The 26,025-nt window shown below is 70.9% G+C and carries 24 protein-coding genes and 3 tRNA genes; 12 read left to right on the top strand and 15 right to left on the bottom strand.

The window, feature by feature from the left end; all coding sequences use genetic code 11:
- Window positions 1–15: 15 nt before the first annotated feature.
- Window positions 16–432, bottom strand: a complete 417-nt coding sequence (locus tag J2S55_RS18915) for a VOC family protein (protein ID WP_306862541.1) — start codon at window positions 430–432, stop codon at window positions 16–18.
- 4 nt (window positions 433–436) lie between these two features.
- The gene (locus tag J2S55_RS18910; protein WP_306862538.1) at window positions 437–1,273 is read right to left on the bottom strand and encodes a helix-turn-helix domain-containing protein; all 837 of its coding nucleotides are present in this window, start codon (window positions 1,271–1,273) and stop codon (window positions 437–439) included.
- 71 nt (window positions 1,274–1,344) lie between these two features.
- On the opposite strand from J2S55_RS18910, the gene J2S55_RS18905 reads away from it, so the two are divergent.
- The 3 genes from J2S55_RS18905 to J2S55_RS18895 all read left to right on the top strand — a co-directional run bounded on the left by J2S55_RS18905 (window position 1,345) and on the right by J2S55_RS18895 (window position 4,594).
- On the top strand, window positions 1,345–2,559 hold the full coding sequence (locus J2S55_RS18905) for an amidohydrolase (protein ID WP_306862535.1): 1,215 nt from the start codon (window positions 1,345–1,347) through the stop codon (window positions 2,557–2,559).
- A gap of 576 nt (window positions 2,560–3,135) precedes the next feature.
- Complete coding sequence (locus tag J2S55_RS18900; protein ID WP_306862532.1) at window positions 3,136–3,351, top strand: hypothetical protein; 216 nt, start codon at window positions 3,136–3,138, stop codon at window positions 3,349–3,351.
- 286 nt (window positions 3,352–3,637) lie between these two features.
- Complete coding sequence (locus J2S55_RS18895; RefSeq protein WP_306862530.1) at window positions 3,638–4,594, top strand: NAD(P)H-binding protein; 957 nt, start codon at window positions 3,638–3,640, stop codon at window positions 4,592–4,594.
- Between the two features lie 239 nt (window positions 4,595–4,833).
- Here the strand turns inward: J2S55_RS18895 and J2S55_RS18890 are convergent, their stop codons facing one another.
- The gene (locus tag J2S55_RS18890) at window positions 4,834–5,304 is read right to left on the bottom strand and encodes a MarR family winged helix-turn-helix transcriptional regulator (RefSeq protein WP_306862527.1); all 471 of its coding nucleotides are present in this window, start codon (window positions 5,302–5,304) and stop codon (window positions 4,834–4,836) included.
- 75 nt (window positions 5,305–5,379) lie between these two features.
- Here J2S55_RS18890 and J2S55_RS18885 point away from each other — a divergent pair, with 75 nt between their 5' ends.
- Complete coding sequence (locus J2S55_RS18885; RefSeq protein WP_306862525.1) at window positions 5,380–7,473, top strand: MMPL family transporter; 2,094 nt, start codon at window positions 5,380–5,382, stop codon at window positions 7,471–7,473.
- Between the two features lie 57 nt (window positions 7,474–7,530).
- Here the strand turns inward: J2S55_RS18885 and J2S55_RS18880 are convergent, their stop codons facing one another.
- The 4 genes from J2S55_RS18880 to J2S55_RS18865 are packed head-to-tail and all read right to left on the bottom strand — an operon-like array spanning window position 7,531 to window position 10,506.
- Complete coding sequence (locus tag J2S55_RS18880; RefSeq protein WP_306862523.1) at window positions 7,531–8,169, bottom strand: NAD(P)-dependent oxidoreductase; 639 nt, start codon at window positions 8,167–8,169, stop codon at window positions 7,531–7,533.
- Window positions 8,166–8,990: an SGNH/GDSL hydrolase family protein gene (locus tag J2S55_RS18875; protein ID WP_306862520.1), complete on the bottom strand. Its 825-nt coding sequence runs from the start codon at window positions 8,988–8,990 to the stop codon at window positions 8,166–8,168. The genes J2S55_RS18880 and J2S55_RS18875 overlap by 4 nt, the downstream gene beginning before the upstream one ends.
- A complete protein-coding gene (locus J2S55_RS18870) occupies window positions 8,987–9,727 on the bottom strand; it encodes a hypothetical protein (RefSeq protein WP_306862517.1) in 741 nt (246 codons plus the stop codon). The genes J2S55_RS18875 and J2S55_RS18870 overlap by 4 nt, the downstream gene beginning before the upstream one ends.
- Window positions 9,724–10,506 (bottom strand): SDR family NAD(P)-dependent oxidoreductase, encoded by a 783-nt coding sequence (locus J2S55_RS18865; RefSeq protein ID WP_306862514.1) that lies wholly within the window; start codon window positions 10,504–10,506, stop codon window positions 9,724–9,726. The genes J2S55_RS18870 and J2S55_RS18865 overlap by 4 nt, the downstream gene beginning before the upstream one ends.
- Before the next feature lie 71 nt (window positions 10,507–10,577).
- On the opposite strand from J2S55_RS18865, the gene J2S55_RS18860 reads away from it, so the two are divergent.
- Together J2S55_RS18860 and J2S55_RS18855 are read left to right on the top strand one after the other, a co-directional pair.
- The gene (locus tag J2S55_RS18860) at window positions 10,578–11,069 is read left to right on the top strand and encodes a MarR family winged helix-turn-helix transcriptional regulator (RefSeq protein WP_306862511.1); all 492 of its coding nucleotides are present in this window, start codon (window positions 10,578–10,580) and stop codon (window positions 11,067–11,069) included.
- A 274-nt stretch (window positions 11,070–11,343) separates the two neighbouring features.
- Window positions 11,344–11,628: a hypothetical protein gene (locus tag J2S55_RS18855; RefSeq protein WP_306862508.1), complete on the top strand. Its 285-nt coding sequence runs from the start codon at window positions 11,344–11,346 to the stop codon at window positions 11,626–11,628.
- A 190-nt stretch (window positions 11,629–11,818) separates the two neighbouring features.
- Here J2S55_RS18855 and J2S55_RS18850 read toward each other — a convergent pair whose 3' ends face one another.
- The gene (locus J2S55_RS18850; RefSeq protein ID WP_306862504.1) at window positions 11,819–12,535 is read right to left on the bottom strand and encodes a TetR/AcrR family transcriptional regulator; all 717 of its coding nucleotides are present in this window, start codon (window positions 12,533–12,535) and stop codon (window positions 11,819–11,821) included.
- A gap of 66 nt (window positions 12,536–12,601) precedes the next feature.
- On the opposite strand from J2S55_RS18850, the gene J2S55_RS18845 reads away from it, so the two are divergent.
- The 3 genes from J2S55_RS18845 (at window position 12,602) to J2S55_RS18835 (ending at window position 14,748) form a co-directional block, all read left to right on the top strand.
- Complete coding sequence (locus J2S55_RS18845; RefSeq protein WP_306862502.1) at window positions 12,602–13,216, top strand: hypothetical protein; 615 nt, start codon at window positions 12,602–12,604, stop codon at window positions 13,214–13,216.
- Window positions 13,217–13,375: 159 nt separating this feature from the next.
- Complete coding sequence (locus tag J2S55_RS18840; RefSeq protein WP_306862499.1) at window positions 13,376–14,383, top strand: hypothetical protein; 1,008 nt, start codon at window positions 13,376–13,378, stop codon at window positions 14,381–14,383.
- Window positions 14,383–14,748: a GntR family transcriptional regulator gene (locus J2S55_RS18835; RefSeq protein WP_306862496.1), complete on the top strand. Its 366-nt coding sequence runs from the start codon at window positions 14,383–14,385 to the stop codon at window positions 14,746–14,748. Before J2S55_RS18840 ends, J2S55_RS18835 begins: the two co-directional genes overlap by 1 nt.
- 120 nt (window positions 14,749–14,868) lie before the next feature.
- Here the strand turns inward: J2S55_RS18835 and J2S55_RS18830 are convergent, their stop codons facing one another.
- Entirely contained in the window at window positions 14,869–15,420 is a 552-nt protein-coding gene (locus J2S55_RS18830) for a dihydrofolate reductase family protein (protein ID WP_306862493.1), read from the bottom strand.
- A gap of 243 nt (window positions 15,421–15,663) precedes the next feature.
- Between J2S55_RS18830 and J2S55_RS18825 the strand changes: the two genes are divergently transcribed.
- On the top strand, window positions 15,664–16,866 hold the full coding sequence (locus J2S55_RS18825; RefSeq protein WP_306862491.1) for an alkene reductase: 1,203 nt from the start codon (window positions 15,664–15,666) through the stop codon (window positions 16,864–16,866).
- Window positions 16,867–16,924: 58 nt separating this feature from the next.
- Here J2S55_RS18825 and J2S55_RS18820 read toward each other — a convergent pair whose 3' ends face one another.
- The 6 genes from J2S55_RS18820 to J2S55_RS18795 form a co-directional block, all read right to left on the bottom strand.
- The gene (locus J2S55_RS18820) at window positions 16,925–20,230 is read right to left on the bottom strand and encodes an AfsR/SARP family transcriptional regulator (protein ID WP_306862488.1); all 3,306 of its coding nucleotides are present in this window, start codon (window positions 20,228–20,230) and stop codon (window positions 16,925–16,927) included.
- A 34-nt stretch (window positions 20,231–20,264) separates the two neighbouring features.
- The gene (locus J2S55_RS18815) at window positions 20,265–21,932 is read right to left on the bottom strand and encodes a hypothetical protein (protein WP_306862486.1); all 1,668 of its coding nucleotides are present in this window, start codon (window positions 21,930–21,932) and stop codon (window positions 20,265–20,267) included.
- Between the two features lie 297 nt (window positions 21,933–22,229).
- Window positions 22,230–22,303, bottom strand: a tRNA-Phe gene (locus tag J2S55_RS18810).
- 28 nt (window positions 22,304–22,331) lie between these two features.
- Window positions 22,332–22,406, bottom strand: a tRNA-Asp gene (locus J2S55_RS18805).
- A gap of 106 nt (window positions 22,407–22,512) precedes the next feature.
- A tRNA-Glu gene (locus tag J2S55_RS18800) sits at window positions 22,513–22,585 on the bottom strand.
- 93 nt (window positions 22,586–22,678) lie between these two features.
- Window positions 22,679–24,178: a metallophosphoesterase family protein gene (locus tag J2S55_RS18795; RefSeq protein WP_306862483.1), complete on the bottom strand. Its 1,500-nt coding sequence runs from the start codon at window positions 24,176–24,178 to the stop codon at window positions 22,679–22,681.
- Between the two features lie 33 nt (window positions 24,179–24,211).
- Between J2S55_RS18795 and J2S55_RS18790 the strand changes: the two genes are divergently transcribed.
- Complete coding sequence (locus J2S55_RS18790) at window positions 24,212–24,562, top strand: metallopeptidase family protein (RefSeq protein ID WP_306862480.1); 351 nt, start codon at window positions 24,212–24,214, stop codon at window positions 24,560–24,562.
- 167 nt (window positions 24,563–24,729) lie between these two features.
- Window positions 24,730–26,025 (top strand): MFS transporter, encoded by a 1,296-nt coding sequence (locus J2S55_RS18785; protein WP_306862478.1) that lies wholly within the window; start codon window positions 24,730–24,732, stop codon window positions 26,023–26,025.

Below are 26,025 nucleotides of genomic sequence, written 5' to 3'. Positions count from 1 at the left end.
ACCCGGGCACGGGGGTCAGCCCTGATAGGTGCCGAAGCTCCACAGGGCGCCCTCGGGGTCGCGCACGGTGAAGCCGCGGCCGCCGTAATCCTCGTCCCTGATGCCCCGCACTACCCGCGCACCGGCTGCGGTGGCCCGGGCGAACAGGGCGTCGAGCTCGTCGACCACCACGTAGGTCGAGCCGGTGCCCACCGGCTGACCGCACTCGTTGCCGGCTCCGGCCGGTCCGAGCATGACCCCGCCGTTCCCGGCCGGCCAGACGAGCTCGGCGTGGCGCACGGTCTCGCTGTCGCCGTAGCTGGCCCGCTCGACGAAGCCGAACGCCTCGACGAGGAAGGCGGACGCGGCCCGCACGTCGCGATAGGTCAGGCAGGTCCACACCGAGGGGGTGCCGGTGGCCGCGTGGGCGCCGGCGCTGTTGGTCTGTGTCATGGACTCATCCTGGAGCCGGGCCGCCCCCCTGGTCTTGGACGGATGGGAACTCCGCCAGCCATCCGGTCGCGGTGGTGCCGGCCAGGGCGCGGAACTCCCGGGCCAGGTGGGCCTGGTCGAAGTAGCCGCATTCGGCGGCCACCTCGGCCAGCGGCGGGCGGGCCGCGGACCGCATCCGCCGGCAGGCCCGCTCGAAGCGGATCACCCGGGCCGCCGTCTTCGGGGACAGGCCGACCTCGCGGCGGAACCGCTCACCGAGGTGCCGCCGGCTCCACCCCAGCTCCCGGGCCAGCTCGCCGACCGGCAACCGCCCGCCCGTCGCCGCCAGCCGCCGCCAGGCCCGGGTCACCTCCGCCGGGGGCTCGGCGCGACGGTCGTCGGCGAGCCCGGCCAGGACGTGGTCGAGCACGTCGAACCGCTGCCGCCAGCCCGCCGCGCCGGCCAGCCGGTCGGCCAGCTCTCCGGCGCGGCGGCCGAGCAGGGCCGCCAGGTCGACCACGTCGCCGACGAGCTCCCCCGCGGGCACGCCGAACAGCGTCCGGGCCCCCTGCCAGGTCAGGTCCAGCTGCACACCGTACTGCCGGCCGTCATGAGAGATCACGGCCGGGGCGTCGTGCAGTCCGGCGACCATCGAGACGGAGGAGACCGGCGGGCGGGCCCGGTCGGGCATCGCGACCACGTCGAGCGTGCCGGACAGGCACACGATGAGGGTCAGGTGCCCCGACGGCAGGCCGTGGTGCAGCCCCGGCGGACCGGTTATGCGGTAACCGGTGTATCTGGACACGGAACGGCGCAGCACCGGCGCGGGCCGGCACTGACCGTACTCCGGCGGCTCCTCCATCCGCCCAGGTTACGGCCCCGCCCCGGCGATCGCCCTCCGGCGGCCGGACGGGGTGCCGGTAGGTTCCCTCCATGGACATTGCCATCATCAGTGGATTTGTCGTACCGGTGGAGGGTGATCCGATCGACGGCGGCACCGTCCTGATCCAGGACGGCAAGATCGTGGCGGTCGGCCCCGACGCCGAGGTCAGCGTGCCCGCCGGTGTCACGACGGTCGACGCGGGCGGCTCGTGGGTGCTGCCCGGCTTCGTGGAGGCACACGGCCACCTCGGCGTCCACGAGGAGGCCGAGGGCTGGGCCGGCCAGGACACCAATGAGATGACCGACCCCAACGGCGCCCGGCTGCGCGCCCTCGACGCGATCAACCCGGCCGACCTCGGCTTCGCCGACGCCCTGTCCGGCGGCGTCACCACCGCCGTCATCAAGCCCGGTTCGGGCAACCCCATCGGCGGGCAGACGGTCGCCGTCAAGTGCTGGGGCCGTACGGTCGACGACATGCTGGTCCGTGAGCCGGTGAGCGTGAAGAGCGCGCTGGGCGAGAACCCCAAGCGGGTCTACGGCGACCAGAAGAAGCTGCCCTCCACCCGGCAGGGCGTGGCCGCGGTGATCCGTGACGCGTTCACCAGGGCGCAGGACTACCGGGCCAAGCGGGAGCACGCCGAGGCCGAGGGCAAGCCGTTCGACCGCGACGGCACGCTGGAGATCCTCGTCCGGGTGCTCGACGGCGAGCTGCCGTGGTGCCAGCACACGCACCGGGCCGACGACATCGCCACCGCCCTCAGGCTGGCCGACGAGTTCGGCTACCGCGTGGTGATCAATCACGGCACCGAGGGATACCTGCTGGCCGACACGCTCGCCGAGAAGAACATCCCGGTGATCGTCGGCCCGCTGTTCACCAGCAGGTCGAAGGTGGAGCTGCGCCAGCGGTCGCTGCGCAATCCCGGCATCCTGGCCCGTGCCGGCGTCGAGCTGGCGATCACCACCGACCACCCGGTCGTGCCGATCCACTTCCTCGTGCACCAGGCGACGCTCGCGGTCAAGGAGGGCCTGGACCCCGTGGTCGCGCTGCGCTCGATCACGCTGAACCCGGCCAGGATCATGGGCCTGGACGACCGGGTCGGAGCGCTGAGGCCGGGGCTGGACGGCGATGTCGTCATCTGGTCGGGCGACCCGCTCGACGTCATGAGCCGCGCGCTGCGGGTGTTCATCCAGGGCCGCGAGGTCTACAGTTTCTCGGCGGACAGGGGCGAGGGCGAGGTCGCCGACCCCTACTACCGGGCGCCCTGACCTGGCCCTCACCAGGGATGAGCCCCCATTAATTTTGACAAAAGCTCCATAGAGCCTTAAATCCCACAAAACGCGCCAAGAGGGTCACTTGGCGCGTTTTCTCATTGCTGGAGGCTGATTAGAGACTCAAGTAGACACCTAATGAGCTGGAAATTCGTCGCCGACTCGCGAGGCGGAGAGAAACTTAGATTCCCGACAGGTTGCCTATAGAAAGCAAGTATCCATAGAGCTATCATTTGGTTACCGGACGTATCAGTCTCACCGTCCGTTACCAAACGGCGATCGCGCTGCCACGATCCACGCGGCAGCGGACGCCCCGGAGATCAGACAGGTAGCGAGCAGACACGGCGGGGCATCGAGCGATCAGATGTCTTTGAAACCTGCGCGCCATTCCCGACGACGGAATACCGACGCCGATGCCGCCGGACAGCCCTCCGGCGAAGGCGTCCACACCAACTCAACAGGCCGAGGTCGGCCTCGTGAATCAGCAAACACGGCTACAGTACGCACGCCTGGCGCGCGTGACGAGAGAACTGTAGGCAGGCAGGGCGGCCCCGGCCTCCGATAGGAGGCATCATGAACCGACAGGCCCCGCTGTCCCTTGTCCTGGAGACAATGGCCGACAACCCCGACTGCCTCACGCTCTCCATCACGGCCCTGGCCCTGCTGATGCTCATCAGGAAGATCCGGAGGGTCCTCCGCCACCTGGTCGTCAGACTGAGGTCCTTGCTGGCGACAGCCGACTTCACCTTCCGGTGGAAGAACATCACCGTGGCCTGCGACCACCGGTAGCGGATCCGGCGATCTTCCCGGCCCCCGGACGGGGCGGCCGTCGCACCCGATGACCGCAGCCGGCCGGTCGGCGTCTCGGCCAGGGAGGTCACCTGAGCGGACGCCCCGAGACGACCGTCCCGGGGCGTCCGCGCAGCCGAGCCGCCGACACCTCCGCCGGACCGCACGCTCCGGAGCCGGTGCCGGCCGGCTCGCGGGGCTGGTAGCGTTGATGATCTCGGATCCGCAACCTCCCCCGGTCGCCGGGGTGGCGCAAGATCTCCACTTCACGTCGGAGGGCCTTGCCATGGGTGGAATCAATCGGGTCACGGATGCGTCGCAGGCCCGTCTGCGCCTGCTGACCGCCGTCAGCGCCAGGAAGGACGCGGGCAGCAGCCCCACAGGGATCGTCGGGCGGAGCCTGGCGCGGCAGCTGCTGGAGGCCGGGGATCGGGTGCGCGTCCTCGCCGAGCCCGGCCAGATGGACGGCTGGCCCGGCGGGGCCGAGGTCGTCGAGGGGTCCATCACCCGGCCGCTGGAGTGCGCCGAGGTCTTCGCCGGCGTTGACGGCGTCTTTCTCGCCGGAGCCGTGCCGGCGACGGTGCGGGATGCGCTGGAGGTCGCCCGGGGTGCCGGTGTGCGGCGGATCGTCGTGCTGTCCTCGCACGGGCCGGAGTACGAGGAGGCCTATCCGCCGGAGACGTGGTTCTGGCTGGCCGTCGAGCGGGCCGTCGAGCGCTCGGGGATGGAGTGGACGCACATCCGCCCGTCGGCGGTGATGGGGGCGGTGATCGAAGGCACCTATCCGGCCACGGGGTCGGACTGGCCGGACACGGTCAGGGGCGAGCGTGTCGTACGGGAGGCCTTCCTGGACGGCGGCCACTATCCCTTCGTCCACGAGGACGACCTCGCCGCCGTCGCGGTGGCGGCGCTCCGCGCCGACGGCTATGTCGGCACCGTTCTCGAGGCCGTCGGACTGCCGATCAGCACCCGGTCGCGCGTGGCGAGCATCGCCAGAGCCATCGGCCGCGACATCGCCGCTATCGAAGTGACGCCCGACGACAGCCGCGCGACCTGGCAGCGTCGCGGCTGGCCCGACAGCGGCATCGACGTGACGCTGTACGCCCTGGAGGAGTACGGCGCGCGGCTCGCCGAGCTCACCCGGTGGACGCTCGACCAGCGGCCGGCCGTACGCGAGATCATCGGCCGCCCGCCGCGCGGCTTCGACGACTGGGCGGCCGAGAACGCCCACCTGTTCCGCTGAACGTCCGCCTCACCCCGAGCTGAACGTCCGCCCTGCTCCGAGCTGAACGTCCGCCCTGCTCCGACCTGAACGTCCGCCCTGCCCCGAGCTGAACGCCGGCCCTGCCCGGAGCGGCGCCGGCCGCCGCTCCGGGCAGGCGGCGCGGGACGCCGCCGTCACCGGAGAGCGGGCGGTACGCGGTGAACGGGAGGACTCGACGCCGGTATGCAACCGTTCCGCCCGCCCGCTCGAAGGCAAGGTCAGGGAGAACGCGGCGTGGCTCGCAACACGTCGAGTTCCTCGTTCATCGCGTCGAGAAAGGCGGCCACGGTGCGCAACTCCTCCGGGCTGAAACGCCGTAGGGCGTTGTCCGTGCCACGGCCGAGCGGGCGGAAGAAGGCGGCGGCGAACTCCTTCGCCGCGTCGAGGTAGTGCAGGTGGACCACGCGCCGGTCGTGCGCGTCACGGACCCGGCGGATGTGCCCGGCCCGCTCCAGCCTGTCGAGGCAGGCGGTGATGGCACCCGACGTGAGGTTCAGCTCCTCCCGCAACCGGCCGGGAGTGATCGGCGACGGAGCGTCGAAGATCTTGATGAGGGCTTGGACGTCGGTGGTGTGCAGCCCGTGCTCGTGGGCGAACTCGTGGGCGATGCGGTTGAACTCGGCGGTCATCCGGCGCAGTCGTACCGCGAAGGACTGCAGGTCGACGCCCTCCTCGCTATCGCCGTTCATGCCGTCATGCTACATTAACTCAACGATTGAGTATCTCAATTATTGAGTTACATGGCATCACGGAAAGGCGACCTCATGGCGCGACAACCGATCCGCTGGCTCGTCCCGACGCTGCTGGTGCTGGTCTGGCTGGCCGTCGGCGGAGGGTTGGGGCCGTTCGCCGGCAAGCTCACCGAGGTGTCCACCAACGACCAGGCCGCGTTCCTGCCGCAGAGCGCGGAGTCGACGCGCGTGCTGGAGGTTCAGGAGGGTTTCCGCCAGGGTGAGACGCAGCCGCTCATCGTGGTGTGGACCGCGGGCGGGAAGGACATCACTCCCGGGCAGAGCGCCGCGGCGACCCGGACGCTCGCCTCGCTGCGCGGCACGGCGGGCGTCGCCGGGACGCCCACACCCGCCCTCGGATCGGACGACGGCCGGGCGCTGCAGGGTGTGGTCCAGCTCAGCCCCGACGTCGAGGACTCGCTCGGGGAGACCCTGGACCGGATCGGCTCGGCGGTGGCGGTCGACGGCCTGCGGGCTCAACTGGCGGGGCCGGCGGCCACCCGGGCCGACCTGTCCGGCGCTTTCGCCGGGATCGACGGCCTGCTGCTCGGGGTGGCGCTGATCACCGTGTTCGTCATTCTGCTGGCGGTGTACCGGAGCGTGCTGCTGCCTCTCGTCATCATCATCGGCGCGGTCTTCGCCCTGGGCCTGGCATGCGCCGTGGTGTACTTCCTGGCCGACCGCGGTGTCGTCCGGGTCGACGGCCAGGTGCAGGGCATCCTGTTCATCCTGGTCATCGGCGCGGCCACCGACTACGCGTTGCTGCTGACCGCCCGTTTCCGGGAGGAGCTGGCCACGACCGGCGACCGCTTCGCCGCGGGCCGCGTCGCGCTGCGGCGCTCGTTCGAGCCGATCGTCGCCAGTGCCGCCACGGTGGCCCTGGCTCTGCTCGCGCTGCTGCTCAGCAGCCTGACCAACAACCGCGCGCTCGGCCCGGTGGGCGCCATCGGCATCGCGTGCGCCGCCCTCAGCGCGCTCACCTTCCTGCCCGCGGTTCTCGTCCTGCTGGGCCGCGCCGCCCTGTGGCCGGCGAAACCGCATCCGGCCGACGCCAAGGCCCGCGGGATCTGGGGACGGGTGGCCGCCCTGGTCGACCGCCGTCCGCGCCGCCTCTGGATCGTGACCGTCCTGCCCCTCATCGGCCTCGCCCTCTTCGTGCCGCAGCTGAACGCCAGAGGGGTGCCGCTGGACGAGACGTTCGTGAACGACGCGCCGTCGGTGGCGGCACAGGCGACGCTGAGCGAGCACTTCCCCGGGGGCTCGGGGCAGCCCGCGGTCATCGTCGCCCCCGCCGAGCGTGCCGCGGCCGTGGAGAAGGCGGCCGCCGGCGTGGAGGGCGTGTCCGACGCCTCGGCGGTGACCCGGAACGGACGGCCGGGCGACGCCCCCAAGGTCGTCGATGGACTCGTGCTGGTGGAGGCGACGTTGCGCGACGCGCCGGACAGCGACGCCGCCCAGGACACGGTCAAGCGCCTGCGCGCCGCGCTCGCCTCCGAGAACGGCGTCATGATCGGCGGATACAGCGCCCAGCGGTACGACACGACAGAGACCGCCGAGAACGACACGCTGCTCATCGTCCCGGTCGTCCTGGCGATCATCCTGCTCATCCTGATCGTCCTGCTGCGCTCGCTGGTGACGCCCGTGCTCCTGGTGGTCACCGTGGCACTGAACTTCCTGGCCACCCTCGGCGTCTCCACGCTGGTCTTCACGCACGTGCTCGGATTCACCGGCAGCGACGCGTCCGTGCCGCTGTACGGCTTCGTCTTCCTGGTCGCGCTGGGTGTGGACTACAACATCTTCCTCATGTCCAGGGTGCGCGAGGAGACCGCGCGCCACGGGGCGCGGGAGGGCGTGCTGCGCGGGCTGGTCACCACCGGCGGGGTGATCACTTCGGCGGGCGTCGTGCTCGCCGCCACCTTCGCCGCGCTGGTGGTGATCCCCCTCGCCTTCCTCGTGCAGACAGCCTTCATCGTCGCCTTCGGCGTCCTGCTCGACACCTTGGTGGTGCGGTCCCTGCTGGTCCCGGCGCTGGTACGGGATCTGGGCGCGCGGGCTTGGTGGCCCAGCCGCCTGGGCCGGTCCGAGGTACGGCAGGCGTCCCGGGGCCTGACCGGGGCGTCGAGGTGACACCCGGGAGCGAGCGGTTACCGCGGGTCCACGCCTCACCGATCGTCAGGCCGGGGTTCACGAGGAGATCTCCACGATTTTCTCCCAGGTCTCGCGATCCTCGATGTGACTGAGCATGTAGTGGGCGAGATCCGCCCGCGAGATGCTCTTCGGGTCCGGCAGGTGGTGACCCGCTGCCGCCCGATATCGGCCGGTGAGCGGCCGATCGGTGAGCATCGGCGGGCGGATGACCGTCCAGTCGAGGGTGCTGGCCCTGACGATGCCCTCCATGGTGGCCATGTCGGCGTAGCCGTGACGGTAGAGACGCTGGATGAGATATCTGGTGACGAGCCGCTGCGGCAGCGGCGTGCCGGGAGGGATCTCCAGACCCGCGGAGGACAGGCACACCAGGCGCCGCACCCCGGCGCGGCGCATCGCTTCGATGATCTTCGCCGTGCCCTGGGAGTAGACGGTGGTGGGGTGCTTACGATCACGGCTGCCCAGGCAGGACAGGACGGCGTCGTGACCGCCGGTCGCGGCGCTCCACGTCCGGGGTTCCAACACGTCCCCGCGGATGACGGCCGAACGGGCACGGTCCTTCTCCGGGATCCCGTCCGGGGCACGGGCGACGACGGTGACATCGTGCCCGGCGTCGAGGGCCTGGGTCAGCAGCCGTGCACCGGTGCCCCCGGTGGCGCCGAAGACGAGCAGCTTCATGACACGCCGGCGAGCGCGTCGACCAGGGCGGCGGCCAGCGCCCGCTGGCCGGCGAGGGACAGATGCACCCCGTCGTCGAGATGGGACGGCTCTGCCGTCTGCCCGGCGATGACGGACCGGATGTCGACTGTGCTGTCGGGCAGTGCGTTCAGGATCTTCCCGACCGCGTCGATGTCGCGATTGGTCCAGGTGATCCCCGCTTGCTGGAAGGGCTGGTAGGCCGCGACGCGCTCCTCGTCCACCCCGGGAGGTGTGAGCCACACCCATCGCGCCGTGGTGCGCCGCGCCGCGAGATCGCGCAGGGCGCGCAGGTTGCGTTCGGTCTCCGTGAGGCTGACCAGGGTCGGCCCGTCGGCCGACCCGAGACGCTGGACGTCGTTGGCGCCCAGCATGCACAGCACCCAGTCCGGGCGCTGGAAGGACAGGCCGGGCAGCGCGGCCAGTGCCTGGGTGGTCGTCTGGCCGGTGACCGCCATGTTGACGAGGCTGATGTCGTCGGCGGGACGCCGCAGCTCGACAAGGTGGCGCAGGATCTCGAACCACGACAGCAGGTCGCCCGTCGTGCTCTCCCCGACGGCCACGACACGCCGGCCCGGCTGGAAGGGCAGCCGGTCCACCTTCTCCGCGAATCCGGGTTCTGCCAGCAGATCCAGCGCGGCGCGGCGCGCCTGCTCGTCATGCGCTTGACGCATCTGGCGGTAGGAGCCGACGTCAAGTCCGAACAGGGCGGCGACGCGGTCGTCGTCGAGCCTGCCGAGATAGCCCAGGACCTTCTGCGGGTGCTGGAACCGGATGAGTCGTTCGGTCAGTGCGGTGTTCACGCGGCTTCCTTCCGGTCTTCTGGCGTGGTCGATCGATCGCGGCTCGGAGCGGTCCTCTTGGTACGGGTGCGGGGCAGCAGGAAGCCCACGGCGATGAGCCAGGCCAGGGCCGTGAAGCGGGCCACGGGCAGCAGGAGGGCCGCCCCGGGGACCAGCAATGTCAGCGTGGACAGCTCCGCGACGGCGGCGACGGCCAGGCCGGCGAACGCGAGCGGGCGCGGCAGCAGCCCGGCCAGCCATCCCGGTACGGCGATGCCCGCCACGAGCAGCCCGAGGAAGACGACGTGTCCGGTACCGCCGGCGGCGAACGCGAGGTTCTGCAGCGCGCGGACCACGACGGGCTCGGCAAGCACCTCCGGCCGGGACACCGTCCACACGAACAGCGCGGACAGGGCCAGCATGGCGGCGGCCAGCAGGCCGCCGGCCAGGGCGATGGTGGCTCCCGGCGCGCGGATGCCGAGATCGCGCAGCCGTACGGAAGCGGTGGCGGCGTAGACCGCCATCGGCACGGAGGCCGCGAACTGCAGGAACGCGCTCACCCGTACGGCGTCCTGGTTGTCGTGGAAATACGCGAGGATCTCGGCCGGGGAGCCGAAGGGCGACGGGAAGGTGGCACCGCCCGCCATGGCCGTGCTGACGGCGATCCCGCCGAGGAACAGCGCCGTGAAGACCACGGCGAGGATCCCGAGCGGCGGCCCGGCGTTCCTCTGGGGCCGGGTGTTCTCCGAGCCCGTCACGCGATCACCCGCCCGCCGGTCAGGTCGAGCGTCACCCCGGTCACCCAGGACGACGCGTCGGAGGCGAGATACAGCACGGCCTGTGCGACGTCGTCGGGCCGGCCGATGCGGCCCAGCGGGTAGGCGGCGGCCAGCTCCTCCAGCTGCCCGGCGGACATGAAGCGCCGCATGCGGTCGTTGAGCACCGCCGAGGGGGCCAGGCAGTTGACCCGGACCCCATGCCGGCCGACCTCGTTGGCCAGGTGCCCGGTGAGCATCACCACGCCGGCCTTCGCGGCCGCGTACGCGGCGTTCGCGCCGCTCGGCCGGCGTCCCGCGGTGGAGGACATCGTGATGATCGACCCGCCCCCTCGGCCGATCATGCCGGGCAGGAACGCGGTCACCGTCAGGTAGACCGACGTCAGGTCGGATTCGATGACCGCGCGCCACCGATCGGCCCCCAGCTCGGTGGTCGGCGCGGGAGCGCCCTGGCCCCCGGCGAACGCCGCCAGGACCTCCACCGGCCCCAACTCGTGCTCCACCGTGTCGTGTATCCCCCGTACCGCGCCCTCGTCGGTGACGTCACCGGGCGCCGCCACCGCCGTACCCCCGGCTGCCACGATCCCGGCCACCACCGCGTCGACCGCGGCCCGATCGCGGCCGTTCACCGCGACCTTGACCCCGTTCGCCGCCAAGGCCCGGCAGGTCGCCGCCCCGATCCCCCGGGAGCCACCGGTGACCAGCGCGACCTTGCCCGCCAGGTCCGGGTAGTGCGGCTGTTGTCCGCCAACCTCGTTCAACGTCCCAGCTCCGTTCTCCTTGATGAACTATTCATAGCACAGAACTATTACACCTGGACTACTATCACGACATGAGCACACCACCATGGGCCGGCGCCGACGGACCCGCAGCGCGGTCCCGGCCGAGGGGAACGGCGTTCCTGCTTTCGCAGGTGGGAGCGCATGCCGCAGCACGGTTCGCGGAGCGGATCAGCGAACTGGGGGTGATCCCCGCCGACGTCGGGCTGCTGCGCATGATCGCCGCCCGTCCCGGGCGCAGCCAGCAGTCCCTGGCCGAGGAGATGGGGGTCGTGCCGAGCCGGGTGGTGGCACTGATCGACAACCTGGAGCGCAAGGGACTCGTCGAACGACGGAGGAACCCGCAGGACCGCCGTAACTACGCGCTGCACCTGGCCGAGGAGGGCACCCGCGTCATGACGGAGATGCGCCGGCTCGGCTCAGCGCACGAGGACGACATCTGCGCCGCGCTGGACCACACCCAGCGCGCCCAGCTCGCCGAGCTGCTCGAAGCCATCGCCGCCCAGCAGAAGCTCATCCCCGGGGTCCACCCCGGCTACCGATGATCCGCTCCTGAGGGACGGCCGAGAACCACCCGACCGCACCGGCGACGCCCGCCGCCCCCTCCGCCGCGCCCGCCGTCCCGGAGGAAAGGCGAGTCCCCGTCGGCGGCTTGCCGCCCTCGTCGCCCCGGCCGGCACCCGGAGCGGAGTCACCCTGTCACGGTGATCCTGAGCCCTGCCATTCGTTTACGGACCCTTGGCGTCAGAGGACGCACGGCGGGGGTATGTCGTCCCGCATGGGGCGATCTTGAGCCCAGGGACCAGGGGGAGGACAGGTATGTACGCGACGGTACGGCGATACGAGGGGATAACCGATCCCACCGAGGCGGGACGCCGGGTGAGCGAGGAGTTCGTGCCGCTCATCCGCCAGGTCCCCGGGTTCGTGGCTTACTACTGGGTCGACGCCGGCGACGGGGTGATGCTCTCCACCAGCGTCTTCGAGGACCGAGCCGGGGCCGAGGAATCCACCGGAAGGGCCGCGGACTTCGTGCGGGAGAAGCTCGCCTCCCTGCTTCCGAACCCTCCGCAGGTCACGGCCGGCGAGGTCGTGGCGTCCGGGTAGTGGCCGCCTGCCACCCGACGGCACCGGCGGGACAGGACTCTCCGGCCGAGGGCCACTCTCGACCGCCTACGGCCGCGTAGGGGCGCAGAGCCGTACCCGGAAGTCAGCGGACAGAGCTGAGGAGCGTCAGGATCGACGAGATGGCGCTCACCGTCGCCCAAGGCCATGGCATCCGCCCGTCAGCGGTCCCTCATCCTGTCGCCGGCTCATCACCACAGCGGGAGGAAGGATCGTTCTCATGGCCAAGGGCCGTTCCGCCGTTCCTCGCCCCCGTGGCAGCGGCATGATCTGTGGTCAGGGCGGCGAGGTGGCGGCGTAGCACCATGAGCATCGTCTCGGGATCCAGGCTGCCGGGGTGGAGCACGGCCTGCAGGGACATGCCGTCGAGCAGCGCGCACAGACCGCGGGCCTCCAGGGCGATGTCAGCGTCCGAGCGCAGGCGGCCGGCACGGCGGGCGCCTTCCAGGACGCGGGTGGTCAGCGCGAGCAGTCCGTTGTAGAGCTCGTCGGTGTGAGGCCGCAGCTCGGGGCGGGTGCGGGCGGCGGCGACGAAGGCCAGCCACACCACCGCCTCGCGCCGGCGCTCCCCGTCCAGGGGCAGCACCTCGGCGAGCATCCGTATGGCCGTCTCTCGCCGCTCGTGCGGCGTAAGGGGCGCGTCCGCGTCCAGCAGGCGGTCGGCGTGCGCGACCAGCCGGCCTGTCACCCGTTCGCTCATGGCCCTCATCGCGAACACCATCAGCTCGGAGTGCGCGGTGAAGTAGTGCCGGACCGAGCCGATGGCCAGTCCCGCCTCGGCGGCGACGTTACGTAGCGACGCCTGCTCCAGGCCGTCGCGCTCCACCACCCGGAACACCGCCTCGACGACGGCCCGGCGTCGCTCCTGCGGGTCCACGATCTTTGGCACCCAACTTTTATAGCACGTCCGTGCTACAGTTTTTTTAGCATGACCGTGCTACCAACGGAGGGCGCAGTGGACGGAACGTTATGGGTGGCCGTCGTGGCCGTGCTGGTGCTCGGCGTGGTCGTCAAGCGGTTCATCGGGGAGCCTCTCAACGCCCGCGACCTGTTCCTGCCGCCCGTCGTCCTCATCGGCATCGGTGTCTTCGGCCTGGCCAGGAACGTGCATCCGAGCGGCTACGACATCGTCTGGATCGCGGCGGCCTCCCTCATCGGCCTGCTCTTCGGCGCGTTGCGGGGCCTCACCCCGCGGCTGTTCACCAAGCACGGCCACCTCTGGCAGCGCTACACGGTCTGGACCCTGCTGGTCTGGGCGGTGTCCGCAGCGGCCAACATGGGGGTCGGCCTGCTCGCCGTGGCCGCGGGCGTCCCGGAGCAGGCGCGGCCGATCACGCTGTCCATCGGCGTCAGCCTCCTCGGCGAGGCGATCACGCTCGGACTCCGCGCCCTGAACACCGGGACACCCTTCGCCCCCGAGACCCCCTCGCCCCTCGACCGCGTCCTACGGCTCACCACCCACCCCGCCGGTACGGCTCGCACCCCGGACCACACCCCGGACCACCATGAGGGTTCGCCGACAGCTCGGCGCCCTTCTCCGCGGACCGGTCCGCCCGGACGATGCGGTTGAGGACGATGCGGTTGAGGATGATCCGGCCCCGGCCACGGCCATCCGGCGGCAGGGACGCCAGGGGAGGCGGAAGCCGGCCCGGCCGGGGGAAGCATCCTGTCACCCTTCAGGAGACTGTTTGCACTGTTATAGTCAAAAGCAAACAGTTGGAGGTTGGTGGTGTTCATCCCCATATCCCCCGCGTCTCCCCGTCACCCCGATCACGCCGCGCCGGGACGGCCCCGTCGCCTGATCCTGACGGCCGCTCCCCCGCTGCTCCTCCTGGCCGTGCCCATGGTCCTGGCCGCCTTGTACGGCGGGCGCCTTCCCGACCGCGTCCACATCGGCAACTGGGCCATCGACACCACGTACGAGCCCACCTGGCGAGGCTGGACCTCGCAACCCCTCCTCGGGACGGTGATGTGGTGTGAAGCACTGCTCGTCGTCTCGTTCCTGCGCTACTGGCGCCTGCCTCAGGTCCAGCGGGGCCTGGTGGCCGGCAGTTTCCTCATCGGCGTGGCCGTTCCGGTGTCCGGCGTGCTGTGGCTGCCGGCGCTGGCCGACGCCCCGGGCGCCGTGGCCCGGCCCGTCTGGCACCTGGCGGTGGAGATCGCCGTCACCGCGGGGGCGCTCGCGCTGGGCTGGGCGGTGGCGGGTCCGCTGCCGCCGGCGCCCGTGGCCACCGCCGCACCACCGCCGTACGCCCCCACCATGGCGCTCGGCCCGTGGCAGCGCGCCATGTTCGTGACTTCCGCCTGGTCGGCACGTAGGCTGCCGGCCGCCGCGGTGCTGGCCGCGCTCACCGCATGGGCCGTGTCCAACGGCTTCGGCGGGTGGCAGGGGGTGGCCTTGCTTGCACTGTTGACGACCTTCGAGGCGGCGCAGGCGCGCACCCGCCTGCAGATCGACGGCTCGGGCGTCACAGTGAGCCTCCCCTGGCTTCCCGTCCTGCGCCGGACGGTGCCGTACCCGAGGGTACGGTTCGCCGAGGCCATGAGCGCACCTCTCCCCGGGCGATACAAGCTGGACGACGGGGAGGCAGGCTGGGGCGTCGTCAACGGGAAGGGACCGGTGCTCGCCCTGTCGCTCAGTGACGACCGGTGGTTCGTCTACTCCACGCGCGAAGCGGAGACGGCGGCCGCGCTGGTCAACGGATGGCTGAGCAGGCAACGACAGGAGACGGCGTAGTGCTGATCGCAGTTGACCCCGCGTCGGCCCAGCCGCTCGCCGACCAGGTGGCGGGCTCCGTACGCGCCGCGCTGGCCAACGGCATGGCCGCCCCCGGAGACCGACTCCCCTCGGCGCGCAACGTGGCCACCGCCCTCGGCATCAATCTGCACACCGTTCTACGGGGCTACCAGCAGTTGCGCGACGAGGGACTGGTGGAGCTACGTCGCGGCCGGGCGGCCGTCATCACCGGCGCCGCCGACCGGTTCCGCCTCCGGCTCGCCGCGGCGGCCGAGGAGTTCGCCAGGGCCGCTCTGCACACCGGAGCCTCCGACGAAGAAGCACTCGCCGCAGCGCGAGAGGCCCTGCTCGCCATGCGAGCCTGACCGGACGGCAGGGCCCGGCTCGCGTGACTCACCGTCGCCCCGGCCGTGCTCGGCCCGGGGCGCCTGTGCTGCTCAGATGGCGTCCGCAGCCTGGTCTCCACGCCCCCCTGAGCCTGGTCTCTACGCCTCCTGCCCGGCCGCCGGGCGGTAGTCCAGGACGATGGCGCCGGAGCTGAAGGCGTGGGTGCCGGCCAGCCGCCAGGTCTTGGGGTCGACGCCATCGGAGAACAGGCGCTTGCCCTCGCCGACGACGACCGGGTGGAGGAAGAGCTTGAGCTCGTCGACGAGGTCGTGCTTGATCAGGTAGTTGACCAGGTCGCCGCTGCCGTAGACGAGGAGGTCCTTGCCGTCCTCGGCCTTCAGCTTGGCGACCGCCTCGGCGACGTCGCCGTCGATGACGGTGGCGTTCCACGTCGGCTCCTTGAGCGTGGTGGAGGCCACGTGCTTCGGGATGCTGTTCATCTCGCCCACGTCCTCGCCGGCCGCCTCCATCGCCTGCCAGGCCTGGGACATGCCGTCGTAGGTGACGCGGCCCAGGAGCAGGGCACGGCTCTGGGAGAGCTGGCCGGCCTGGAACTTGCCGTGGTCGTCGTTCCAGAACGGCCCGGTCCAGGCGGGCTCCTCCACGACGCCGTCCATCGAGATGTAGATGACCGCGACGACCTTGCTCATGTCCTGCTCCTCAAGAAGTGGCGGGCCTGTCCGGCCCTTCGTGGTGATGTGCCCTCAGCTTGGCCGAGCCCGTTTACGGATCACTTACGGCTTCCTTCAGGTGCCGGTGCTTGGCGCCGGAGACCGGCTGACGGCACCGCGCGCACAACCCGTCAGCGGGCCGTCAGCGCCTCCGAAGCGCCTGCGAGCACAGTCATCCCTGTCAGCAGCACCACATGGTGAGAACGCGCAAGGGAGCAGAGCATGACCAAGCACACGGACAACGAGACCGTGGTCATCGGCGGTACGGCGGGCACGGGCCCGGCCACCACCACGGACACACCGGTGACGTCCCGCTTGTTCGAACCCGCCGACCTTGGCGATCTGCGCCTGCCCAACCGGCTGGTGATGGCGCCGATGACCCGCAACCGTGCCGCGGCCGACGGCGTCCCGCGGCCGATCATGGCCACCTACTACGCGCAGCGCGCCTCCGCGGGGCTGATCATCGCCGAGGCCACCACGCCGAACGCCGTGGGGCAGACCTACCCCGACATCCCCGCGATCTACGACCAGGCGCACGTGGCGGGCTGGCGGCACGTCACCGACGCGGTGCGCGCCGCCGGAGGCCGGATGTTCCTGCAACTGCAGCACGGCGGCCGCGTCGGCCATCCCGACAACAGCGGGCTGACGCCGGTCGCGCCCTCACCGGTCCCGCTCCCGGACACGATCTTCACCCCCGGCGGGCACCAGCCCTCCGTGGTGCCACGTGAGATGACCGTCGACGAGATCCGCTCCACCGTGGCCGACTTCGCCGCCGCCGCCCGCAACGCCGTCGAGGCGGGCTTCGCCGGGGTGGAGGTGCACGCCGCCAACGGCTACCTCATCCACCAGTTCCTGGCACGGGGCACCAACCACCGCACCGACGCCTACGGCGGCTCGGTGGCCGGCCGCATCCGCTTCGCGGTCGAGGTCGTCCAGGCCGTCGCCGACGCGATCGGCCCCGAACGGGTGGGCCTGCGCATCGCCCCCGGGCTCACCGTCAACGGCATCGACGAGGGCGACACCGAGCGCATCTACCCGGCACTCATCGGCGCGCTGGCCGGCAAGGGCCTGGCCTACCTGCACGTCGTCTTCGCCGACCCCGACCAGCCGCTCTTCCACGAAATCCGCAAGGGCTGGCAGGGGACACTGATCGCCAACCCGATGCTGCCCTGGCCGGGACCGCTCCCCGCCGACGGCGGCAAGCACGCGGGCGAGAGACTGCTGGCCGCGGGCGCCGACCTGATCTCACTCGGCCGCGCGTTCCTGGCAAACCCCGACCTGGTCGAACGGCTGCGCATCGACGCCCCGCTCAACCCGGTGCGGGACAGACACCTGATGTACGTCGGCGGAGAGACCGGATACACCGACTACCCCACGCTGGCCGCCGCCCGGCAGGCCGGAACGCCCGAACCGGCCGCAGCCTGACCACCGCAGGCCAGGGCCGCCGGTCGGCGGCCGGCCGGTGCGCCCAGGCGCGAACGGCTCAGGGCGGAGGAGACAGCACTGCCCGGGCGGCGCGCGCGGCCTCCTCCGGGGACAGGTCCGCGCCCCGCCGGAACGCTTCGGCGAAGGCTGCCCGGCTCAGGGCCGCCGCCACCGCCGTCGTGATCCGGTCGACGTCACCGCGCTCGGCGGGTGGCAGCGGGGCGCCCACACCCTGGCGCGCCGCGTCCGCCGCACCGAGCAGCAGGGCCGCGCACCCGGCTCGACCCGCATCCCCGGAGAGCGCCGCCGCGCCCGCGAGACCCTCCAGGGAGAGGGCCATGGCACGTGGCTCGTCAATGGAGCGTGCGATCTCCAGGCCGAGAAGATGACGGGCGGTGGCCTGAGCCTCGTCCCCACGCAGTTCGGCGATGAACCCGAGCTCGGCGAGGAGCAGATGGTCACCCGCCGCCGAGGACACACCGGCGTCGCGGATGCGCAGCAGACGCGCCTCGGCGGCGTCGAGGTCGCCCGAGCGGCGTGCTCCCAGGGCGAGTCCCATCTCCGAGTGGATCTCACCGTATTTGTAGCCCTGCTCGACGGCCAACCGTCGAGCCCGCTCGTGCAGTTCACCGGCCCTGTCCCATTCCTGGGCGAGCAGCGCCAGCCTGCCGAGCCCGGAGTACCGGGCGGAGATCTCCGTCTCCAGGCCCAGCTCCTGTGCGATGCGCAGCCCCTCGTTCTGGAGGCGCGTGGCCTCCTCGTAGTCGCCCTTGATCTCGGCGAGCGCGGCAAGCGGCGAAACGGTCTGCAGCTCGCCCCAGCGGTCCCCGAGCTCGCGGAAGAGCCCGGCGCTGCGCATGCCGTCCCGCGTGAGGCCGGCGAGATCACCCCGGATCAGCGCGTGCATGGCTCGCAGCCCGAGGGCGGCGGCGGTGCCCCACCGGTCACCGGCGACGGTGAAGAGGTCGAGCGCACGGATGTTGGTCTCTTCGCCGGCAGTAGGGTCACCGGCGCTGAACAGCCCGTACGCGTACAGCCATACGGCCCGGCCGCGCCGTACGGGATCTCCGATCTCCGGTTCCGGGCATGCCTGTGCCTCGGACCGGCCCCCGGTCAGCAGCATGAACGCGTCGCGCAGCACGTGGAGTTCGGCGGCCTCGGGGGCGACGGCGAGCACGGCCGACAGGGCGCGGCAGGCCTCGCTCAGACGGCCGCGCAACAGCCACCACCAGGCGAGAGCGGTGGCGAGGCGCACCGCCGCGTGGGCCGGGGGGACGGGCGCCGGCCCGCCGGCCGGAGGGCGGCGTACCTCCTCGGCCGCCGCGGCACGCCGTGTCGCCTCGTCGAGCGCCGACCGTAGATTGGCGGCCTCGGCGTCGAGACGGCCGAGCCACACCTGCTGCCGGGCACCACGGAGACGGGGTTCGGCCCGCTCGGCGAGGTCCAGGTAGTAGCGCAGATGCCGGTCTCGTGCGCCGCCGAGGTCCTCCGTCTCTCGCAGGCGCTCCATCGCGTACGCGCTCACGGATTCGAGCAGCCGGTAGCGGGGACCCGCCGGACCGTCGACCATGACGACCAGGGACCGGTCGACAAGCCGGGACACCAGGTCGAGGACCTCCTCGCGGGGCACCCCGTCACCCCCGCACACCGCTTCGGCGGCGTCCAGGGTGCAACCGTCGCTGTGTACGGCGAGGCGGCGCAGCACGATGCGCTCCGGCGCGCTGAGCAACTCCCAGCTCCAGTCGATCATCGCCCGCAGGGTCTGCTGGCGCGCCGGTGCGCCCCGCTGCCCGGAGGTCAGCACCCGGAACCGGTCGCCGAGGCGCACCGCCAGCTCCCGCACGCCAAGGGCACGGACACGGGTCGCGGCCAGTTCGAGGGCAAGCGGAATGCCGTCAAGGCGACGGCAGATCTCCGCCACGGCCTCGTGGGTCTCGCGGGTAGCCCCGTCGAGCGAGAAACCCGGGGCCGCCGCGGCGGCACGCTCCGCGAACAGCCGTACCGCGTCGGCTGCCCTGAGCGGTTCCACCAGGAAGACCGCCTCGCCTCCCAGGCCCAGCGGCTCCTGGCTGGTGGCCAGGACACGCAGTCCGGGCGCGGCGCGCAACAGCAGTTCCGCGAGCTCGGCGGCCCGCTCGACGACGTGTTCGCAGTTGTCCAGGACGAGCAGGAGCCGGCGGTCGCGCAGGGCGGCGGTGAGCCGGTCGGCGGGTACCGGGGACGCACCGAGTCCGGGCAGGCCGGAGGGCGCGTCGTCCCGGACACCGAGCACGGCGGCGACCAACTGGACGAGGTCGGCCAGGTCCCCGCTCTGACCGGCGAGCTCGACAAGCCACACCCCGTCGGGCACGTCCCCGCCGGCGTCGCGGGCGAACCGGGCAGCCGTCTCCACGGCAAGCCGTGTCTTGCCGACTCCGCCCGTTCCGGTGAGCGTGACAAGGCGCGCGGTACGGAGGGCCCGGCCGACCTCGTCCATGGACCGGTCGCGGCCGACCAGCGAGGTGAGCTGGGCGGGGAGGTTCGACTGGGCGCGGCCGGCGCCCGGTGCCGCGGCGGCCCGATCCGGGCCGGAGCCAGGGCCTGGGCTGATGGCAGGACCCGCGCCGGTGCCGGGGGCCGGCGTCAGGGCGAGCGATACGTCCTGATGCAGGATCGCGTGGTGGAGCGCCGCCAGTTCCCGGGTCGGGTCGAGGCCCAGCTCGTCGGCGAGGCGGTCGCGCAGCTCCGCGTACGAGGCCAGCGCCTCGTTCTGACGGCCGGCCAGGTACAGGGCGCGCATCTGGACGGCGCGCAGCCGTTCCCGCAGCGGATGGCGTGCCACCAGGTCCGCGAGCTCCCCGATGAGCAGCGTGCGGTCGCCCGACTCCAAACGGGCTTCGGCCTGCTCCTCCAAGACGGCCAGACGCTGTTCCGTCAGGCGCTGCACCGCCGTACGCGCGAACTCCTCGTCCGCGAACTCGGCGAACGCGGGCCCGCGCCACAGCTCAAGCGCCTCGGTGAGTAGCGCGGCCCTCGTCCGTGGGTCACCGACAAGGCGGGCCTTGGTCACCAGGTACTGGAAAAGGCTCGCGTCCACTCCGTCTTCGGCCTCGTCGATGCGCAGCCGGTAGCCGGGCACCTGATACACCACGCGGTCACGGCCAAGGGCCCGGCGCAGCTGGGAGACCTTGGCCTGAAGGGCGTTGGCGGGGTTTCCCGGCAGTTCCTCGCCCCACAGGTCGTCGACGAGCCGGTCGGCGGAGACCGGCCGCCCCTCGTGCACCAGCAGATCGGCAAGCAGCGCCCTGACCTTCGCCTCGGGGACCCTGACCACCTCCCCCTCGCTGTCCCACACCATCAGTGGACCAAGCACCCCGAACCGCATGCGAGAACCGTACACACAGGGCGATGGCGGGGACTCAGCCGGACAGAGCGGCTCTCCCGGCCGGATAGATGAGAATGAGATCCACACCTGGACGCGTATACAGGCGCAGCCGGTAGCGGCCAGGACCGCGGCGCGCGAGATCGGGGAAGCGCACCTTGCTCGCCGACAGTGCCTGCATCACCAGGTGACCCGATTCACTGACGATGTCCGCCTCGACCACCTGGTCCCAGCCTCTGCGTCGCAGGAGTGGCGGGGCCGAGCGCAGCGCCTTCGCCGTGACACAGGTCGCCCAGTCCTGGCTGGGTGTGAAGATCAGGGCCAGCTGACCGCTGGTCGCCAGGGTGTCGACCGATCCCGCATCCCAGATCGCCGCGTAATCTTCCTCGGTGTCCCCTTCCGCGTCGTAGATGGCGTAGGGCTGGGAGTCCCAGTCGTAATAGGACGCGGTCGCCTGGGACCGAGTGCGTAGCGCGGGCCACGGGTCGCGGCACAGGGCGTCCTCCTTGCGCGCCTCGCGCTTCAACTGTTCGCGCTCGATCTTCTCCTTCTCTGTCTGCCGCTGGCCGATCTGGGCGGATGACAGCAACAGATCCGGATATTTCCGCCCGATCACCTCCGGGCAGAGCAGCGCGAGCAGCGCAGGCCGAGCATTGACCGGTTCCCCGGCCGCGAACCTGGTGCACGCATCCCGGCCCCTGCCGAGCAGTTCCTGGTCCGAGACATGCCGAGAAGGCTTGCTCACGCTGCACATGTAGGCCCGATCGCGCTCGTGGGCCGGGGTGTCCGCGACACGTGGCGGTTCCGACGGCGCCCAACATTCCATGAGCTCATCGCTCTGCCAGGTGTAGGTGAGATGTGGACGGCCCTCGGGGCCGACGACCATCAACAGGAGGACCGCGGGCACAGCCGCGACCGCTGCGGGCACCCGCAGAGCCGCCTTCCGCCGCGGCTCACGGTTCAGCTCATGTGCCGTGCGCGCCAGCCAGACGATGTAGAGCACATCCATCGCCTCGGCGATCGACTCGATCGTGCTGCCGCGCGTCAGGCTGTCTACGAGCTCTACCAGGAACGCGCTCGCGAATGTGCCCAGACCGATGAGGAGCGTCACTCGGCTCCAGCGTCCGTCGCGCCGCTGAGCGAGCAGGAGCATCACCATCACGACGAACGTGGCCACTCCCGCGGCCATGACAGTCGCCCAGTAGGCCGGGCTCACGAAGAGCTGGGGCTTCGAATCGTCCACCAGGTCGCTCACGAGCGACCTGGCCGGTTCCACCAGTCCGAGCAGGAGCAGAACCAGCCGGAAGGGCCGGCCTGACCCGGTGAGCACCACCGTGAGCAGCACGAGCGCAGGGACCCAGAGCGCCAGCCCGATGACCGTCTCGACCAGGTCCGGGAGGAAGGAGGGGATCAGCAGCCACATCACGTCGGCGTACAGCAGCAGCCGTAGCCACGTGGCCGCCCGACGCATCGGCACGGCCGCAGGCGCGGGTCCCCGCAAAACCTGCCACAGCATCCACGAGTTCACCAGTCCGAGCAGCAGCAACCCGCCCAGCACCGGCACCAGAGGAGACTTCCCGACGATCTCGCCGGGCGGGTACCACATGGTGACCAGCCATGCGGGTGTCGCGGTGCCGATCACCAGGCTGAGGATGATCGAACCGAGGGTGATGACCAAGTAGGCAGAAGCCGCGGAACGGTACATGCGCACAATGAGGCTTGATCGTAGTACGACCGAGTGATGCTCTCGTGGAGATCCAGCGGGGGTTCCCCGCACACTGCTCCCTGCTTGACCTTTCCGTCCGCTGCCGCCCGCCCGAAGGGGAGCGGGCCATGGAGGTCCCCGAAGGGGAGCGGGCCATGGGGGCGGGACCACGGCTGGAGCGCCCCGCTGGACGGACGAGGGCATCCTGCATCAACGTTGTCGTCAACGTTGCTGTCATTGGAGATCAAAAAGCCCCGAACGATGATCGTCCGGGGCGTCTTCCCTGCTCAGTTGCTGTGGTCAGGGGCGGGGTCGAACCGCCGACCTTCCGCTTTTCAGGCGGACGCTCGTACCGACTGAGCTACCTGACCTCGGTGGTGGATCGAACACCTACCAGAGCGGTCCTGACGGGACTTGAACCCGCGACCTCCACCTTGACAGGGTGGCGAGCACTCCAAACTGCTCTACAGGACCTTGCTTGGTCGGAAGTTTTCGCTTCCGTCCGTCTTGCCTTGCTTAGCTTACCAGTTCTTCGGAGGTCTTCGACCTGCCGTTTCCCTGGCGAGCGTCTGCTCGGCCGTGCCCCCAACGGGATTCGAACCCGTGTCGCCGCCTTGAAAGGGCGGTGTCCTAGGCCACTAGACGATGGGGGCTCGGAATTCTCATTCCGTTCCGTTGCCGTCTTCCGCTGGAGACCTCTGAAGCATAGGGGAGTTTTGCCCCCGATGCCAAAGCGGCGTTCCGGCTTAAGGCGTCGTGGTGCCGCTGGGCGATCCCGTCGGAGACGGGGCGCCTGTAGGCCCAGGGGAAATTGTACGGCCAGGGTCGGTCTCAACGTGACGCTCGATCTGAACCGACTGCTCGCCGAGTCCCCCCAGAGTGATGTCGTCCCAGGCCCTGAGCCTGTGCGTCTTGCGATCGAAGTAGAGAACCGAGGCCGCGACAGGGGTGGGTTCGTCGTGTTCCAGGGCGCGCAGGCCGGCACCGCCGGTGGAACCCTGGACGAGGAGACGGGTCCCGGAGGGGAGCAGTTCGGTGGACCGCTCGTGGGAGTGGCCGGCGAGGACCATCGGGGCCGCGCCGGAGAACGCCCTGGCGATCGTGGGGTCGTGCACCGCCACGAGGTCGACCGGTTCGAACGCCTGGCCGAGCCGGGTGGCGTGGGCACGCCCCAGGGCGGTCAGGGACTCGGGGTCGGAGTCGACGACCACGGACTTGTCGGGGGTGAAGCGGGGGTCGCCCAGGCCGTAGATGCGCAGCCCCGCCACGGTCTCGGCGGAGTCGTCGAGGACGACCGCGCCCTTCTGCTTGCCCACGGCCCGCTGGGTCGCCTTGGAGTCGTGGTTGCCCCTGACGAAGACGTACGGCACGCCGAAGCTGCTGACCTCCTTGACGAACTTGTCCTCGGGGCCGGTGCCGTGGTCGGTCAGGTCGCCGGTGTCCACGATCAAATCGATCTTGAACTGGGCGGTGATCGAGTGGATGAGATTCCACGCGATGAGGTTGAGATGGATGTCGGAGACGTGGAGCACCCGGATCGACTCGGGGTCGGAGTCGTAGACCGGCAGGGTGGAGACCGCGTCGTAGAGCTGGGAGACGTTGTTGACCAGCTTGGCCAGCTGGACCCGGTAGGACTCGAACTTCGTCACGATCGACTCGGCGTCGCCGACCAGGGACGGCGCTCCGGCGAGCAGGCCGGTGTACTTCGGCTCCACCACCGAATTCGGCCGGAACGTCACGGCGACGGCCGCGCCCGTACCGGCGATCATGACGGTGGCGCTCAGCAGGCTCGCCAGGGCCGGCCCTGGACGGCGGAAGACGATCAGCGCGGCGACGAGGGCTCCCGCCAGGCCGCAGAGGGCGGCACGCAGGATCAGCGTCTTGACCCCTTCGCGCAACTCCTTCTCCAGCAGGGCGGGGAACTGCCCGGAGATCCGGGGGTCGTCCAGCAGCGCGCCGGCCCGGGCGGGGTTGATGTTCTCCAGGGTGATGCGCAGGCCGACCGGGGCGTTGTGGGTGTCGAACAGGAGCGTGCCCAGCGGGTGGGCGTCCACGACGGTCTCCCCCGCCCAGGAGGGCTCCGCCGACATCCCGATCTCGACGGGGCCGACGGCGGCGTGCACCGGGCCGCCGAGCGCGATGCCCAGCCACGCGCCGCCCAGGGCGACGAGCACGACCGCGATCGCACGGGCGATCCGCCCCGCCGCGGCGCGGCGGAGAGCTTGGGTCCGGTCCGTGACGTTCATGCGGCTCCCCTTTACCCGAAAACACGGGGCACAATGGCAGGTGTGATCGAGGTCTCGAGAGAGAAGTTCGAAGAGCTCGTGGCCAACGCGCTGGACACGATCCCCCCCGAGCTGACGAAAGTCATGGACAACGTGGTTGTGGTGGTCGTGGACGATCCGCCGGAGCCGGATCTTCTGGGCCTTTACACCGGCATACCACTCACCGAGCGTGGTGAATGGTACGCAGGAGTGTTACCCGACCGGATCGAGATCTACCGCAACCCGATCTGCTCGATCTGCGAGACCGAGGACGACGTGGTGCAAGAGGTACGGATCACCGTGGTCCACGAGATAGCCCACCACTTCGGCATCGACGATGACAGGCTGCACTCCCTCGGCTGGTAGCCAAAGCCGCATTACATATCGACTTCTCGCATGCCCGAGATTTCCCAATTTACGATTACAGCTTGCATGAGGTTGGCCGCTTTCAGTTGCGCGCCGACACTTCAACGGGCACCGTAGGTTACGCACCGAACACCGACAGTCAATGCGCGTAAGCCCAGCGGAGTCCTATGGCGGCCACCAGGCCCGGCCGGCTACCCGGGCGGCACCGCCGCCCGGCCGAACGCCAGGCGACCTATGGCGAGGTCATCGCCGTCAGGGAGTTTCGCGCGCTCTGGCTCGGCCAGGCGCTCTCCCTCCTCGGCGACCAGCTGTCGCGGGTGGCGCTGTCCGTGCTGGTGTTCGAGCGGACGCAATCGCCACTGGCCACCGCGTCGGTCTACGCACTGACCTATCTGCCGCCGATCATCGGTGGCCCGCTGCTCGCGGGTCTCGCCGACCGCCACTCCCGGCGGCGCGTCATGATCGTCTGCGACCTGCTCCGGGCCGTCCTGGTCGCCTTCATGGCCATCCCCGGGACCCCGTTCCCGGTGCTGTGCGGCCTCGTCTTCTGCGTGGTGCTGCTCAGCGCCCCGTTCTCGGCCGCCAGGGCGGCGCTGCTGCCGGAGCTGCTCACCGGCGACCGCTATGTCGCGGGCTCAGCACTGCAGAACATGACCAACCAGGGTGCGCAGATGCTGGGCTTCGCCCTCGGCGGCGCCTTGGTCATGGGTATGGGACCGTACCGCGCGCTGGCGCTGGACGCGTCCACGTTCCTCGCCTCCGCGCTCATCCTGGTCTCGGGAGTGCGCCGGCGCCCCGCCCCTCTCGACGGCGGCACCGACCGGCCGTCCATGTGGACCATGACCCGCGCCGGGTCCAAGCTCGTCTTCGGCGATCCCCGGCTCCGGACGCTGGTGCTCTTCGCCTGGCTGTGCGGCTTCTACGTGCTCCCCGAGGGGATCGCCACCCCCTACGCCGCCACCCTGACCGACGAGCCGCAGCGGATCTCGTTCATCGCCGGCCTGCTGATGGGCGCGATGCCGACGGGGACCGTCGTCGGCGCCTTCCTCTTCAGCCGCTACGTCAGCCCGTCGAAACGGATCCGCGCCATGGGCTGGATGGCGATGCTGACCTGCGCGCCGTTGATCCTGTGCGCGATGGAGCCGCCGCTCGCCGTGGTGCTGGCCCTGTGGTTCGTCTCGGGCATCGGCGGCGCCTACCAGCTCGCGGCCAATGCCGCGTTCGTTCAGTGTGTTCCCCCGGAACGGCGGGGCCTGGCCTTCGGGCTCGTGCAGTCGGGCCTGCTGGCCTCTCAGGGCGTCGGCATCCTCGTCGGCGGCGCCGCCGCCGACGGGCTCGGCCCCGCGAACGTGGTGGCACTGACCGGCGCGGCCGGGCTGTCCGTCGCGGCCGCGCTGGCCATGCTCTGGGTCGGGTCCTGCCAGGAGATCATCGAGAAGGTCCGCGCCGAGGCGACCGTCTGA

The sequence above is a fragment of the Streptosporangium brasiliense genome (genome assembly GCF_030811595.1).
Lineage (GTDB): Bacteria > Actinomycetota > Actinomycetes > Streptosporangiales > Streptosporangiaceae > Streptosporangium > Streptosporangium brasiliense.
This window is presented reverse-complemented; position numbering and strand designations above follow the sequence as displayed.